The organism is Pseudomonas sp. BO3-4 (assembly GCF_034044115.1).
GTDB classification, from domain to species: domain Bacteria; phylum Pseudomonadota; class Gammaproteobacteria; order Pseudomonadales; family Pseudomonadaceae; genus Aquipseudomonas; species Aquipseudomonas alloputida.
This window is the reverse complement of record NZ_CP139018.1, coordinates 1,183,420-1,197,654: the sequence shown is the minus strand read 5'-3', so window position 1 is coordinate 1,197,654 and position 14,235 is coordinate 1,183,420. Positions and strand designations below refer to the sequence as shown.

Here is a 14,235-nt window from a genome sequence, read left to right as displayed (position 1 = left end):
GAAAACAACGTGGACCTGGTATTCAAAGCGGCCCTGGGCGCAGGCGTGGTGCTGTTGCTGGCGGTGCTGTCGAAAACGCGCAACTACTACATCGCGGGGCTGGTGCCGCTGTTCCCCACCTTTGCCCTGATTGCCCACTACATCGTCGGCAAGGGGCGCAGCATTGCCGACCTCAAGACCACCATCCTGTTTGGCATGTGGTCGATCATTCCGTATTTCGTGTACCTGGCAACCCTGTATGTACTGGTCGACCGCTTGCGCCTCGAGGCATCGATGGCGCTGGCCACGCTGGCCTGGCTGATCGCCGCGACTGTGCTGGTGACTGTGTGGGTGCGGATGCACTGATCGAAAGCAGCCAGCGCAGATTCAGAGCCCTGCGATGTGCGTGACCGCTTGCCTGTGCGCCTGCAAATAAGGCAACACCGCCCCCAGTAACGGCGCCTTGAACGGCTCCTGAAAACGGTGCGCCAACCCCGGGATCAAGCGTAACTGGCTGCCCTGGATATGCGCCGCCAGGTGCACGCCATGCATCACCGGCAATAACGGATCAGCCGTGCCGTGTACCACCAGGGTCGGCACTCGCAACTGGTTGAGCAACTCGACGCGGCTCGGCTCGGCCAGTATCGCCATGATCTGGCGCTTGGCCCCGTCAGGGTTGAACGCCCGGTCGTAGGCCTGCGCCGCCTGCTGCAGCAGCACTTCGCGGTCGTCTCGTACCTCAGGGCTGCCCAAGGCCGCCAGCAGGTCGGCCTGCTGCTCGATAGCCACTTCACGGTTCGGCGCGCTGCGCCGGGCCAGCAACTGCACCAACGCCGGGGCCGGCGCCGGCAGCCCCGCCGCCCCTGAACTGGACATGACCAGCGTCAGGCTGCGCACACGCTCGGGCGCCATCGCCGCCAGGTGCTGGGCAATCATGCCGCCCATGCTCACCCCCAGTACATGAAACTGGCGCACGCCCAACGCGTCCATCAGGCGCAAGCCGTCATCGGCCATATCAGTCAGCGTGTAGGGCGCCGACACGGGCAGGCCCAGCTTGTAACGCAACAGTTCGAGCGTCAGGTTGGCGTGCGGTGGTACCTGGTTCCAGCGGGACAGGCCGACATCGCGGTTGTCATAGCGGATCACCCGAAAACCTTGGCGGCACAATGCCTCGACCACATCATCTGGCCAATGAATCAGCTGCCCGCCCAAGCCCATGACCAGCAGCAAGGCCGGGTCGCGTGGCGCACCGACGCTCTGGTACACCAGGCTGACGGCACCGAGTTCGGCACGCTGCACCGGCACCTGGGCGTCACAGCGCTGTTCGGCGAAACTCGCCGGAACGCTGAACAGGAAGAAAAGAAAAAGCCAAAAAGCCCGCATGAAAGAAACACCAGAATGCAGATCCCCAGTAGAGCGCGAGTCTGATGAATTCTGTTCGGGCGCGCTGCCACAGTTCGGTGACAGTTTCATGACTCCCGCCAGGCGGTGCGACGATCGCCCAGTCGACAGATGCCGCATCATGAGAGAAACTCAATTCATTCCCTGTTTCTTCAATTCCACACCCCGGAGTCATCTGTGCTGGAGATCCGTCACCTGAAAACCCTTCATGCCCTGCGCGAAGCCGACAGCCTGGTGGAGGCCGCCGAACGCCTGCACCTGACCCAGTCGGCGTTGTCGCACCAGTTCAAGGAGCTGGAAGAGCGCCTGGGCCTCCCGATTTTCGTGCGCAAGACCAAGCCAATCCGCTTCACCAGCGCCGGGCTGCGTCTGCTGCAACTGGCTGATGCCACCCTGCCGTTGCTGCGCAGTGCCGAACGTGACATCGCACGCCTGGCCGGAGGCACTGCCGGACGCCTGCACATGGCTATCGAATGCCACAGCTGCTTCCAGTGGCTGATGCCGACCATCGACCAGTTCCGTGATGCCTGGCCGGAAGTGGAACTGGACCTGGCCTCGGGCTTTGCCTTCGCCCCGCTACCGGCCCTGGCCCGCGGCGACCTTGACCTGGTGGTGACCTCCGACCCGGTGGACCTGGCAGGCATCACTTACGTGCCGCTGTTCACCTACGAGGCGATGCTGGCAGTGGCCAACCAGCACCCGCTGGCCAGCAAGCCTTACATCGTGCCGCAAGACTTGCTCGACCAGACGCTGATCACCTACCCGGTGGAGCGCGATCGCCTGGACATCTTCACGCGCTTCCTGGAGCCGGCCGATATCGAGCCAGCCGCCGTGCGTACCTCGGAGCTGACGGTGATGATGATGCAACTGGTGGCCAGCGGCCGTGGCGTATGCGGCATGCCGCATTGGGCGCTGCACGAGTACAGCTCGCGCGGCTATGTGAAGGGCAAACGCCTCGGCGAGAAAGGCCTGTTTGCCACGCTTTATGCCGCCGTACGCACCGACATGCTCGATGCCCCGTACATGCGCGACTTTTTGCTGACGGCCAAGGACACCTCGTTCGCTACCCTCGACGGCGTCAGCGCGGTGCGTTGAGCGCCTGGCGATACAGCGGCAGGATCAAGTCGCGGGTCAGGGGAGCCAGTGGCATGACGGGCGCCTGATCTGCAGCCAGCCAGACCACCTCCTCGATCTCTGCGGCCGGCACCACGGCAGCGGCGCTGTCGACACGGAACAGTTCAGCTTGCACTTCGAAGCCTGGTTCGTTGGCGGCGGGGGCACTGAACTGGCCCAGGTGCATGGCCTGAGCCGGGTCGATGCGCAGGCCCAGTTCCTCCTGCAACTCGCGCACCAGCGCCTGTACCGGCGTTTCACCGGCATCGATCTTGCCGCCTGGCTGCATGAAAGCCTCGGTGCCACGCTTGCGCACCAGCAGCGTGCGGCCCTGAGGGTCGATCAGCAGGGCGGCGGCGATGCGGATGATGTTGGGCATGAAGTGGGCTCGCTGAATAAAATGACCCGCGAGGATCCCATGGGGTCATTGGCCTGACAAGGCCGGTCATTCCTGTGTCGGCCTGGCAGACGAGCGGCCCCTTGCCAACCTGTTGCACACCCTCCATAAACAACACATGAACCTGCCCGCCAAACACCACCCGGTGCTCGAGCTGTTCCACCCTGCCGTCAGCACCTGGTTCCGCCGCCGCTTCGCCACGGTCACCGATGCCCAGGCACAGGCCTGGCCGTTGATCCACGCCGGGCAATCCATGCTGCTGGCCGCGCCGACCGGCTCAGGCAAGACCCTGAGCGCTTTTCTGGCCGTGCTAGATGAGCTGCTGCGTGAAGGCATGAAGCACCAGGGCGAACTGCCCGCACAGACACTGGTGATCTACGTTTCACCTCTGAAGGCCCTGTCCAATGACATTCGTCTGAACCTGCAGGCCCCGCTCGAAGGCATCAGCCAAGCCATTGCAGAGCAAGGCCTGAACGCCCCACGCATCACCACGGCGGTACGCACCGGCGATACTCCGCAGAAGGAACGCGCCGCCATGCGCAAGCTGGCCCCGCACATTCTGGTGACGACCCCCGAATCGCTTTACGTGCTGATGGGCTCGGCTTCTGGCCGTGAAGGCCTGGCCCATGTGCACACGGTAATCGTCGACGAAATCCATGCCTTGGCCGGTAACAAGCGTGGCGCCCATCTGGCCCTGACCTTGGAGCGCCTGCAAGCCTTGTGCAAAAAGCCACTGCGGCGGATCGGCCTGTCCGCTACCCAACGCCCGGTTGAACGGGTGGCACAGTTTCTGGTGGGTAGCGGGCGCCCCTGCGCCATTGTCGATATCGGCCATGCCCGCAAGCGTGACCTGGCCATCGAAGTGCCGCCGGTACCGTTGGGGGCGGTGATGGCCACTGATGTCTGGGGCCTGGTGTATGACCGCTTGGCCACCCTTGCCCGTGAACACCGCACCACGCTGGTATTCGTCAATACCCGGCGCCTGGCCGAACGTATCACACGCCACCTCAGCGACCGGCTGGGCAAGGAGGCGGTTGCCGCACACCATGGCAGCCTGTCCAAAGCGCTGCGCCTGGATGCAGAGCAGCGGCTCAAGAGCGGCCAGCTCCAGGTGCTGGTCGCGACCGCATCGCTGGAGCTTGGCATTGATATCGGCGATATCGACCTGGTCTGCCAGATCGCCTCGCCGGGCTCGATTGCCGGCTTCCTGCAACGGGTTGGCCGCGCTGGACACCAGGTCGATGGTGTGCCGAAGGGGCGCCTGTTCCCCACCTCACGCGATGACCTGATCGAATGCGTTGCCTTGCTTGACTGCGTTCGACAGGGCGAACTGGACGCACTGCACATCCCCCGGGCACCGCTGGATGTGCTGGCCCAGCAGATCGTCGCAGAAGCCAGCAACCAGGCCTGGCACGAACAGGATCTGCTGGATTGCCTGCGCCAGGCCACACCTTACGCCGAGCTTGACCAGCACCACTACCAGGCCCTGCTGCGCATGCTCGCCGAGGGCTACAACGGCCGCCAGGGTGTGCGCAGTGCCTACTTGCACCGTGACGCAGTGAGCGGCACGCTGCGTGGCCGACGTGGCAGCCAACTGACCGCGCTGACCAGCGGCGGCACCATCCCCGACAACGCCGACTACGCCGTGTTGCTGGAACCGCAGGCGCTGAACATCGGCAGCGTCAATGAAGACTTTGCCGTGGAAAGCATTGCGGGCGATATTTTCCAGCTGGGCAACGCCTCCTATCGCATTCTGCGCGTCGAGCCGGGCCGGGTGCGGGTAGAGGATGCTCATGGCCTGCCACCGACCATTCCGTTCTGGCTGGGTGAAGCGCCGGGGCGCAGTGACGAGCTGTCTGCCGCCGTGGCCCGGCTGCAGGCGCGAATCGACCAGCAACTGGCGCTGGCAGGCGGCGACACGGTGGAGGTACTGGCCTGGTTGCAGGCGACCTTCGAACTGGACGAAGCTTGTGCGGGCCAGTTGCTCGACTACCTGGCCCGCACCCGTGAAGTGCTTGGCGCCCTGCCCTCGCAGGATACGCTGGTGATGGAACGTTTTTTCGATGAGTCCGGCGGGACCCAACTGATCATTCATTCACCCTACGGTAGCCGCATCAACCGCGCCTGGGGCCTGGCCCTGCGCAAGCGCTTCTGCCGCACCTTCAACTTCGAACTGCAGGCTGCCGCCAGCGAGGACGCCATCGTGCTGTCACTGTCGACCAGCCACAGTTTCGAGCTGGACGAAGTGTGGCGTTACCTGAACAGCCGCAGCGCCGAGCCGATTCTCATCCAGGCCCTGCTCGATGCACCGCTGTTTGGCGTGCGCTGGCGCTGGAATGCAGGCGTGGCCATGGCACTGCCGCGCTTTGTGGGCGGACGCAAGGTGGCGCCACAAATCCAGCGCATGAAGAGTGAGGACCTGGTTGCCGCCGTGTTCCCCGACCAGATCGCCTGCCTGGAGAACATCGTCGGCGAGCGGCAGATTCCCGACCATCCGCTGGTCGAGCAAACCCTTGACGATTGCCTGCACGAGGCAATGGACAGCGAAGGCTGGCTGGCCCTGCTGCGGCGCATGGAAAGCGGTGCAGTGCGCTTGCTGTGCAGGGATTTGCCCGCCCCCTCGCCGCTGGCTTCAGCAATTCTCAATGCCCGGCCTTATGCCTTTCTGGACGATGCGCCACTGGAAGAACGACGTACCCAGGCGGTACTCAACCGGCGCTGGAACGACGTGCACAGTAGCGACGACCTGGGCGCGCTGGACGCTGATGCCATTGCTGCCGTCGTGGCTGAGGCCTGGCCACAGCCGGCCAATCCCGACGAAATGCACGAAGCATTGATGGGCCTGGGTGCCATCGGTCAGGTCGAGGTAGATGCCAACCCCTGCTGGGATGTGCTGCTAAGGCAGCTGGCCAAGGCCGGGCGTGCCTTGCGCCTGCCCGATGACAAGCTCTGGTTGGCCCGCGAACGCCTGAACCTGCTGCTGGCACTGTACCCCACAGCGCACAGGGAGCCAGCGCTCGAACGGCTCGCTGGCTTCGACCAGCCCATCGAGCCCGACAACGCACTGAGCGAACTGCTGCGCGCCCGCCTGAGCGGCCATGGCCCACAGACCCTGGCGCAAATCGCTGCGCCATTGGGCAAACCGGTAACCGATATCGAACAGGCGCTGGCCCGCCTGGAAGCCGAAGGCTATGTGCTGCGCGGGCATTTCAGCCCAGGTGCAACTGACTTGCAATGGTGCGAACGCCACTTGCTGGCGCGCATCCACCGCTACACGGTCAAACGCCTGCGCCGCGAGATCGAACCGGTCAGCCTGCAAGACTTCATGCGCTTTCTGTTCGATTGGCAGCACCTGGCGCCTGACGAGCGCCTGCGTGGTCCGCAGGCGGTGGCCGAAGTGCTGGGCCAGTTACAAGGGTTCCCCAGCGCCGCAGCGGCCTGGGAGGCGGAACTGCTGCCGGCGCGTATCAAAGACTACAGTCCGCACTGGCTCGACGAAGCCTGCCGAAGCGGCCAGTTTGCCTGGAGCCGGCTGGCGGCAACAGTGGCGAGCAGCACGTTGACCAGTACCCCACTGGTGTTGCTGCCGCGGGACCAGTTGAACACGTGGCGCAGCCTGGCGCCCGCACCTGCTGTCGACGCCCTTGGCCTACGTGCGCAACGTGTGCACGAAGCGCTGAAAACCCAGGGTGCGCTGTTCTTCGATGAACTGGCACATGAGGCACACCTGCTGCCCAGTGAACTGGAAACTGCACTGCAGGAGCTGGTGGGCTCGGGCCTGGCCGGGGCGGACAGTTTCACTGGCTTGCGCAGCCTGATCACGCCTGCAACCAAGCGCAGCTCACGTAACAGCCGCCGAGGCCACCCGCCGCTTTCCAGCAGCATGGCGCATGCCGGACGTTGGGCCCTGCTGCGCCGCAGCGATGCGCCACCGGACCACGACCAGCGCCTGGAGCACATTGCCCACACGCTGCTGCGCCGCTATGGCGTGATCTGCTGGCGGCTGTTGGCGCGCGAGAGTGATGTACTGCCGCCCTGGCGTGAGCTGCTGCGCTGCTATCACCGATTGGAAGCGCGTGGCGAGATCCGGGGCGGGCGCTTCATTGCCGGGCTGGCCGGTGAACAGTTCGCCTTGCCTGAGGCGGTAGTGTTGCTGCGGCAAGTGAGACGACGTGAACCGGACGGAACGCTGCAGGTGGTGAGCGCCGGTGACCCGCTGAACCTGATCGGCTCGTTGCTGCCCGGGGCGAAAGTGCCGGCAGTGATTGGCAACCGGCTTCTGTATCGCGACGGGATACCGGTGGCGGTGCGGATGGCCGGGCGTTACGCGTATCTGGTCGAGGCGTCCGCACAGGAGCAGGAAAGCTGGCGGCAAAAACTGCTGCGCGACACCCTGTAGGAGCGGGTTTACCCGCGAATACGGTAGCGGCGGCAACGCTGACCGGCGGGTAGAAATTGACCAGCAGGCCCGGCCCCTTCGCGGGTAAACCCGCGCCTACGACGGCCTGCGCCCAATCATCAATGTGTGTCCACCACCGATCTGCGTTTCTACCAGGCAATTTGGCTCGGGTCGAGAATGATTTTCGCTACCCCGATTTTATTTTGCAGTGCCCGGCAACTTGGCTATGGTCGGGGTTTGCCCCCAGGCCCTGAGCCTGACCGCGCCATCGCAAGGACCCTGTATGAGCCTGTCACTTCTCAGTCGTTATGCCTTCTTCGCCGCCTGTGTGCTGTTCACCCTGGCGAGCCTCCCCTTCAGCCACCACGAATGGTTGTGGCCGTTCACCCTGACCACAGGCATTCTCAGCCTGATCGGCCTGTTCGACCTGCTGCAGCAGCGCCACGCCGTCCGCCGCAACTACCCGGTTCTTGGCAACATCCGCTATCTGGTCGAGGCCATTCGCCCGGAAATCCGCCAATACCTGCTGGAGTCCGACAGCGATGCCCTGCCCTTCTCTCGCGCCCAGCGCTCGCTGGTGTATGCCCGGGCGAAGAACGAAGCCTCGGACAAACCTTTCGGCACCCTGATCGACGTATATGAATCCGGTTTCGAGTTCATCGGCCACTCCATGCGCCCGGCACCGCTGGCCGACCCGGCCAGCTTCCGCGTCATCGTCGGTGGGCCGCAGTGCAGCCAGCCGTATTCAGCGTCGATCTTCAACATTTCGGCCATGAGTTTCGGCTCACTCAGCGCCAATGCCATCCGTGCGCTCAACCAGGGCGCCAAACTGGGCAATTTCCACCATGACACCGGCGAGGGCAGCATCAGTCCCTACCATCGCGAGCACGGTGGTGACCTGGTGTGGGAACTGGGCAGCGGCTACTTCGGGTGCCGCACGCCAGATGGGCGCTTCGATCCCGAACGTTTCGCCGCCCAGGCGCGCAGCCCTCAGGTGCGCATGATCGAGATCAAGATGAGCCAGGGTGCCAAGCCTGGCCATGGCGGCATACTGCCCAAACACAAGGTCACCCAGGAAATTGCCGAAACCCGTGGCGTGCTGATGGGCGAGGATTGCATCTCACCGTCGCGCCACAGCGCCTTCTCGACACCGATCGAAATGATGCAGTTCATCGCCCAGTTGCGTGAGCTGTCCGGTGGCAAGCCAGTGGGGTTCAAGTTCTGCCTGGGCCACCCGTGGGAATTCATGGGCATCGCCAAGGCCATGCTGGAAACCGGCATCCTGCCCGACTTCATCGTCGTCGATGGCAAGGAAGGCGGCACCGGCGCAGCACCCGTGGAGTTCACCGACCATATCGGCGTGCCACTGCGTGAAGGCCTGCTGTTCGTGCACAACACCCTGGTCGGCCTGAACCTGCGCGACAAGATCAAGCTGGGCGCCAGCGGCAAGATTGTCAGCGCCTTCGACATCGCCAGCGTGCTGGCCATTGGCGCCGACTGGGCCAACTCGGCACGCGGCTTCATGTTCGCCATCGGCTGCATCCAGTCGCAAAGCTGCCACACCAACAAGTGCCCGACCGGTGTGGCCACGCAAGATCCGCTACGCCAGCGTGCGCTGGTGGTGCCCGACAAAGCCCAGCGGGTGCTGAACTTCCACCACAACACGTTGCGTGCCTTGGCAGAAATGCTGGCGGCGGCCGGCCTGGAGCATCCGGCACAACTGGAGGCCAAGCACCTGGTGCGGCGCATTTCAGCCACCGAGATCAAGCTGTTCTCGCAGATGCATGTGTTTTTGAAGCCAGGTGAGCTGCTGACCGGCGAGGTGAACGGGCAGTTCTATTCGCGGATGTGGCAACTGGCCCGGGCGGACAGTTTCGAGCCGCACAGCGAAGTGGCGGCCTGAGAGAACGCTGGGGCCGCAAAGCGGCCCCACGTCAGGTCAGGAGGCGGTACTCGTCACACCTTGTGCGTCTTTCGGCGCCAGGCGGAACGTGTAATACAGCACCGTCAGCAGCACCAGGAACGCCGGGCCGATGTACAGGGCCACACGCGTATCCTCGAAGTACGCCATCAGCCCGACCACCAGCACCAGGAAGGCCAGTGCCAGATACGAGCTCAGCGGCCACAGCCACATGCGGTACTTCAGTGCCTTGCGCTCGGCCGTGGTAAGACCGGCACGGAACTTCAGCTGCGCCAGCAAGATCATCACCCAGGTCCAGATCGCACCGAAGGTGGCGATCGAGGTCACCCAGACGAAGACCTTTTCTGGCACCAGGTAGTTGGCCAGCACGCCCAGCAGCAACGCGCCGATCGACAGCAGCAGCGCATTGCGTGGCACGCCGTTCTTCGAGGTGCGGGCAAAGGCCGCCGGCGCCTGGCCGTTCTGCGCCAGGCTATAAAGCATGCGCCCGGTGCTGAAGATGCCGCCGTTGCACGACGAAAGCGCCGCCGTGATGACCACGAAATTGATGATGCCGGCAGCGGTCTTGATGCCGAGGCGCTCGAAGGTCATGACGAACGGGCTGCCCTGGCTGCCGATTTCGTTCCACGGGTAAATCGACAGGATCACGAACAACGCGCCGACGTAGAACAGCAGGATGCGCCAGAACACCGAGCCGATGGCCTGGGGAATGGTCTTTTGCGGGTTGCGTGCTTCACCGGCGGTGAGACCGATCATTTCCACGCCCAGATAGGCGAACATCACCATCTGCAGCGACATCAGCACGCCGGTCACGCCATTGGGCATGAAGCCGCCGTTGCTCCACAGGTTGGAGATCCCCACTGCCACACCGTCATTGCCAAAGCCGAAGGCAATGATGCCGATGCCGCCAAGCACCATGGCGATGATGGTGACGATCTTGATCAGCGCGAACCAGAACTCGAACTCACCAAAAGCCTTCACCGCCACCAGGTTGACCGCGCCCATGCTGCCCAGCGCCGCCAGGGCCCAGATCCAGCGCGGAACGTCGGGGAACCAGATGCCCATGTAGATGGCCACTGCCGTGATTTCGGCAACACAGGTCACCAGCCACAGGAACCAGTAGTTCCAGCCGGTCAGGAAGCCTGCCAATGGGCCGAGGTAATCCTGGGCATAACGGCTGAACGAGCCGGCGACGGGGTTGTGCACGGCCATTTCACCAAGGGCGCGCATGATCACCAGGATGGCCAGGCCGCCGATGATGTAGGACAACATGATGGCCGGACCGGCCATTTCGATCGCCTTGGCCGAACCGAGGAAAAGACCGACACCGATACAGGCGCCCAGCGCCATCAGGCGGATGTGCCGTTCGCCCAGTTCACGCTTGAGCGGGCCGCCTTCTGTGGCCTGGCCGTGGGCAGAGTGGTTGCCGACTGGCATAGCAATACAACCTCATTTTGTTATTGGATTTGACCTTCGTGCCGCCGCGACCAAGCCGATAGGCGTGGCATTGGCTTGCCAGGCTGGTCTTGTGGACCGGCCCGTGTGCCGGAGTAGAGCGCCCGGCAAGGCGAAGGGGGCGAGCAGTATAGGAAGACCGTTGTAGGAGTTTTCACTGTATATATGCAGAAATTTGGCTAGAACTCTGGGGCCGCTACCCGCCCCAAAAATCGCCGGGGCACCATAGCAACATCGGCCGTTGAAGGAACCCACACCAAAGCCGCATAGCCCCTCACCACTTTCCTTCTTCTACAAATTTTTCACCCTATCCACTCAACGTCTAAGCTTCAGACAAGCAAGACGAAAATACTTGGCCGGATAGAAGACTATGGGCGCACTGTGGCAATCGGAACCAAGCAGAACGGAAGCACCCGAGATACCTCCGGCCGAGACGCCACAACCCAAGTCCCCCCGTCAGCGTCGGCTATGGTGGCGGCTGATCATCCTCATCCTGCTGGTGGCACTGGTAGCCATAGGTGTTGCCGCGTATGACGAATTCCGTACCTCCGAACTGCAATCGCGCGAGTTCAGCAAACTGGCCGGTACACTGACCTATTCGCTGCAAGCCGGTCCCAGCGATGCCATCATCTACCCCGGTGACGGGCCGTTCGACAAACGCCTGGGCTATAGCGCCCTGGGTGAATTCCTGCCACGCCTGCTCAAGCGCGACTACCTCATCAGTGAACAGGTGAAGTTCTCACCCGCATTGATGAACTACGTCGATCATGGGCTGTTCGCGCCCTATATCGAGAAAATCCAGGCCGGCCTGTCGATCACCGACTGCCGCGGCGACACGCTGTACCAGTACAACTACCCCCAGCACCTGTACCCGGACTTTGCAGCGATCCCTCCCGTGATGGTCAACAGCTTGCTGTTCATCGAAAACCGCGACCTGCTGGATACCCAGGACCCACGTAACAACCCGGCAGTGGACTGGCCACGCTTTGCCAAGGCCGCCTACAGCCAGGTCGCCAAGTACCTGGCCCTGCCCGGCCAGTCTGCCGGCGGCAGCACCCTGGCCACGCAGCTGGAGAAATATCGCCACTCACCCGACGGCCTGACGGTGTCGGGCGCGGAGAAAATCCGGCAGATGATTTCTGCCAGCGTGCGTGCCTACCAGGGCGGTCCCGACACCACCGAGGCACGCCAGCGCATCGTGCGTGACTACCTCAACAGCGTACCGCTGTCGGCTGTACCTGGGCATGGTGAGGTACATGGCATGGCCGAGGGCCTGCGGGTGTGGTACGGCGCCGACTTCGACCAGGTCAACCAGGCCCTGAACGCCACCGCCACCGACCCCGAGAGCATGGCCGCACGCGGCCTGGCCCTGCGCCAGGTGCTGTCGCTGATGATTGCCCAGCGCCGCCCCTCGCATTACTTGTCCAAAGGCCGGGTCGAGCTGGCCGAACTCACCGATTCGCACATTCGCCTGCTTGCCGCCAACAAGGTCATCGATCAGCCGCTGGCCGATGCCGCGCTGGCCAGCAAGGCGGTGTACCGCGACTGGGTCGCGCAGCCGACCATCGTACCGATCATTACCAACAAGGGCATCAGCCTGGCGCGCAACCGCCTGTCGGCCATGCTCAATCGCCCGCTGTACGACCTCGACCGCCTCGACCTGTCAGCCACCAGTACCTTGCAGGCCGACCTGCAGTTGCAGATCAGCCAGTACCTGAAAAACCTTGCCGACCCGGCGTTTGCCGCACAGATCGGCCTGATCGGCGAGCGGCTGCTCACTGCCAAGACCACCGACCAGGTGAGCTACAGCTTCACCTTGTTCGAACGCACCGCCGATGGCTCGCGGGTCCGGGTGCAGACCGACAGCACCAACCAGCCCTTCGACATCAACGAAGGCAGCAAGCTGGAGCTGGGCTCAACCGCCAAGCTGCGGGTACTGACCACCTACCTTGAAATTATCGCCGAGCTGCACGACAAGTACGCCGGCAAACCTGCCGCCGAGCTGAAGAAGGTCGAAGTGGCCGAACTCGACCGCATCACGCAATGGTCGCTGGAATGGCTGGCGCAGAACAGCAAGAACCAGAGCCTTGACGCCATGCTCGACGCCGCGCTCGAGCGCAAGTACTCGGCCAACACCGGTGAAGCGTTTTTCACCGGTGGCGGGATGCATGTGTTCAACAACTTCCGCAAGGAAGACAACAACCGCAACCCGACACTCAAGGATGCACTGCGCGAGTCGATCAACCTGCCGTTCATCCGCCTGATGCGCGACCTGGTGCGCTACGTGACTTACCAGCAGCCGTACAACCGCGTGCCGCTGCTCAAGGACGATGCCGACCCGCGCCGCCAGGAATACCTTGCGCGCTTTGCCGACAAGGAAGGCACCAACTACCTGATGCGCTTCTGGAAGAAGTACCAGCGTAAAACCTCGCAACAACGCCTGGACACCTTCCTCGACAGCATGCGCGTGACCCCACAGCGGTTGGCGGCGGTACACCGCTACCTGTTCCCCGAGGCAGGCCAGGAAACCTTCAACGCGTTCGTGCGTGCCCACCTCAAGGGCGACAAGGCCGTGCTGGGCAAACTGACCGATGGCCGTCTGTCCGAGATGTACGCAGCTTACGGCCCCGGCAAGTACGACCTGCCCGACCAGGGTTACATCGCCAAGGTCCACCCACTGGACCTTTGGCTGCTTGGCTACCTGCTGAAGAACCCAAGCTCGACACTGACCGAGATGATCAACGCCAGTCGTTTCGAACGCCAGGAGGTATACGGCTGGCTGTTCAAGAGCCGCCACCAGGGCGCCCGTGACAGCCGCATCCGCACCATGGTCGAAATCGAAGCCTTCCTCGATATCCACCAACGCTGGAAACGCGTGGGCTATCCATTCGACCACCTGGTGCCCTCATTGGCCACCGCCATCGGCAGCTCCGGCGACCGCCCCGCTGCCCTCTCCGAACTGGTCGGGATCATCCAGAACGACGGTGTTCGCCTGCCGACCCTGCGCATCGACACCCTGCATTTCGCAGCCAACACACCCTATGAGACCAAGTTGATCACAGACCCTGACCGGGGCGTGCGAATTCTGCCAGTCGAAGTGGCGCGTGCACTCAAAGGCGCCATGTCGCAAGTGGTCGATGCAGGTACCGCGCGGCGTATTTCCGGCAGTTTCAAGCTGCAGGACGGCACCCCACTGGTGATGGGCGGCAAGACCGGTACCGGCGACAACCGAATCGAGAGCTTTGGCGCCGGCGGCCGGCTGATCGGCTCGCGCTCGCTAAACCGCACCGCCACCTTCGTGTTCTTCCTCGGCGACAACCATTTCGGCACGCTGACCGCCTTCGTGCCGGGTCGCACGGCAGAAGCGTTCAAATTTACTTCGGCGCTGCCAGTGCAGGTGCTCAAGGGCATGGCACCGATCCTCATGCCATACCTGCAGCCTGGCAATCCGAATGAGTGCAAGCCGCCACAGGTTGCCCTGCACACACCGCCACCGGCAGGGAACGCATCGACGCAGTAGATGATAATCATCAGCATTTAAGGGCTTGTCTTTAGATATATCTTGAGTAA

The 14,235-nt window shown here is 63.3% G+C and carries 8 protein-coding genes; 5 read left to right on the top strand and 3 right to left on the bottom strand.

All coding sequences use genetic code 11. From position 1 onward, the window contains the following. Positions 1 to 9 precede the first annotated feature (9 nt). On the top strand, positions 10 to 345 hold the full coding sequence (locus tag REH59_RS05465) for a GlpM family protein (protein ID WP_003254977.1): 336 nt from the start codon (positions 10 to 12) through the stop codon (positions 343 to 345). 21 nt (positions 346 to 366) lie between these two features. Here REH59_RS05465 and REH59_RS05460 read toward each other — a convergent pair whose 3' ends face one another. Then, the gene (locus REH59_RS05460; protein WP_003254979.1) at positions 367 to 1,362 is read right to left on the bottom strand and encodes an alpha/beta fold hydrolase; all 996 of its coding nucleotides are present in this window, start codon (positions 1,360 to 1,362) and stop codon (positions 367 to 369) included. 195 nt (positions 1,363 to 1,557) lie between these two features. Between REH59_RS05460 and metR the strand changes: the two genes are divergently transcribed. Further along, a complete protein-coding gene (metR, locus tag REH59_RS05455) occupies positions 1,558 to 2,475 on the top strand; it encodes a transcriptional regulator MetR (RefSeq protein WP_003254981.1) in 918 nt (305 codons plus the stop codon). On the opposite strand, the gene REH59_RS05450 is transcribed toward metR, so the two are convergent. Then, positions 2,459 to 2,872, bottom strand: coding sequence for an NUDIX hydrolase (locus REH59_RS05450; RefSeq protein WP_003254983.1), 414 nt, complete (start codon positions 2,870 to 2,872; stop codon positions 2,459 to 2,461). The genes metR and REH59_RS05450 overlap by 17 nt on opposite strands. Positions 2,873 to 3,008: 136 nt before the next feature. On the opposite strand from REH59_RS05450, the gene REH59_RS05445 reads away from it, so the two are divergent. Together REH59_RS05445 and REH59_RS05440 are read left to right on the top strand one after the other, a co-directional pair. Then, the gene (locus REH59_RS05445) at positions 3,009 to 7,289 is read left to right on the top strand and encodes a DEAD/DEAH box helicase (RefSeq protein ID WP_265536608.1); all 4,281 of its coding nucleotides are present in this window, start codon (positions 3,009 to 3,011) and stop codon (positions 7,287 to 7,289) included. A gap of 283 nt (positions 7,290 to 7,572) precedes the next feature. Next, positions 7,573 to 9,192 (top strand): FMN-binding glutamate synthase family protein, encoded by a 1,620-nt coding sequence (locus tag REH59_RS05440; RefSeq protein WP_004575669.1) that lies wholly within the window; start codon positions 7,573 to 7,575, stop codon positions 9,190 to 9,192. Positions 9,193 to 9,228: 36 nt separating this feature from the next. Here REH59_RS05440 and REH59_RS05435 read toward each other — a convergent pair whose 3' ends face one another. Then, on the bottom strand, positions 9,229 to 10,647 hold the full coding sequence (locus tag REH59_RS05435) for an amino acid permease (protein WP_003254987.1): 1,419 nt from the start codon (positions 10,645 to 10,647) through the stop codon (positions 9,229 to 9,231). A 388-nt stretch (positions 10,648 to 11,035) separates the two neighbouring features. Here REH59_RS05435 and REH59_RS05430 point away from each other — a divergent pair, with 388 nt between their 5' ends. After that, on the top strand, positions 11,036 to 14,185 hold the full coding sequence (locus tag REH59_RS05430) for a transglycosylase domain-containing protein (protein WP_265536607.1): 3,150 nt from the start codon (positions 11,036 to 11,038) through the stop codon (positions 14,183 to 14,185). Positions 14,186 to 14,235: the final 50 nt, after the last annotated feature.

What these genes read in the sequence shown, in the direction of transcription:
- REH59_RS05440 (WP_004575669.1), top strand. Translation starts at nt 7,573, where the DNA reads ATGAGCCTGTCACTTCTCAGTCGTTATGCCTTCTTCGCCGCCTGTGTG.
- REH59_RS05435 (WP_003254987.1), bottom strand. Translation starts at nt 10,647, where the DNA reads ATGCCAGTCGGCAACCACTCTGCCCACGGCCAGGCCACAGAAGGCGGC.
- REH59_RS05460 (WP_003254979.1), bottom strand. Translation starts at nt 1,362, where the DNA reads ATGCGGGCTTTTTGGCTTTTTCTTTTCTTCCTGTTCAGCGTTCCGGCG.
- REH59_RS05450 (WP_003254983.1), bottom strand. Translation starts at nt 2,872, where the DNA reads ATGCCCAACATCATCCGCATCGCCGCCGCCCTGCTGATCGACCCTCAG.
- REH59_RS05430 (WP_265536607.1), top strand. Translation starts at nt 11,036, where the DNA reads ATGGGCGCACTGTGGCAATCGGAACCAAGCAGAACGGAAGCACCCGAG.
- REH59_RS05445 (WP_265536608.1), top strand. Translation starts at nt 3,009, where the DNA reads ATGAACCTGCCCGCCAAACACCACCCGGTGCTCGAGCTGTTCCACCCT.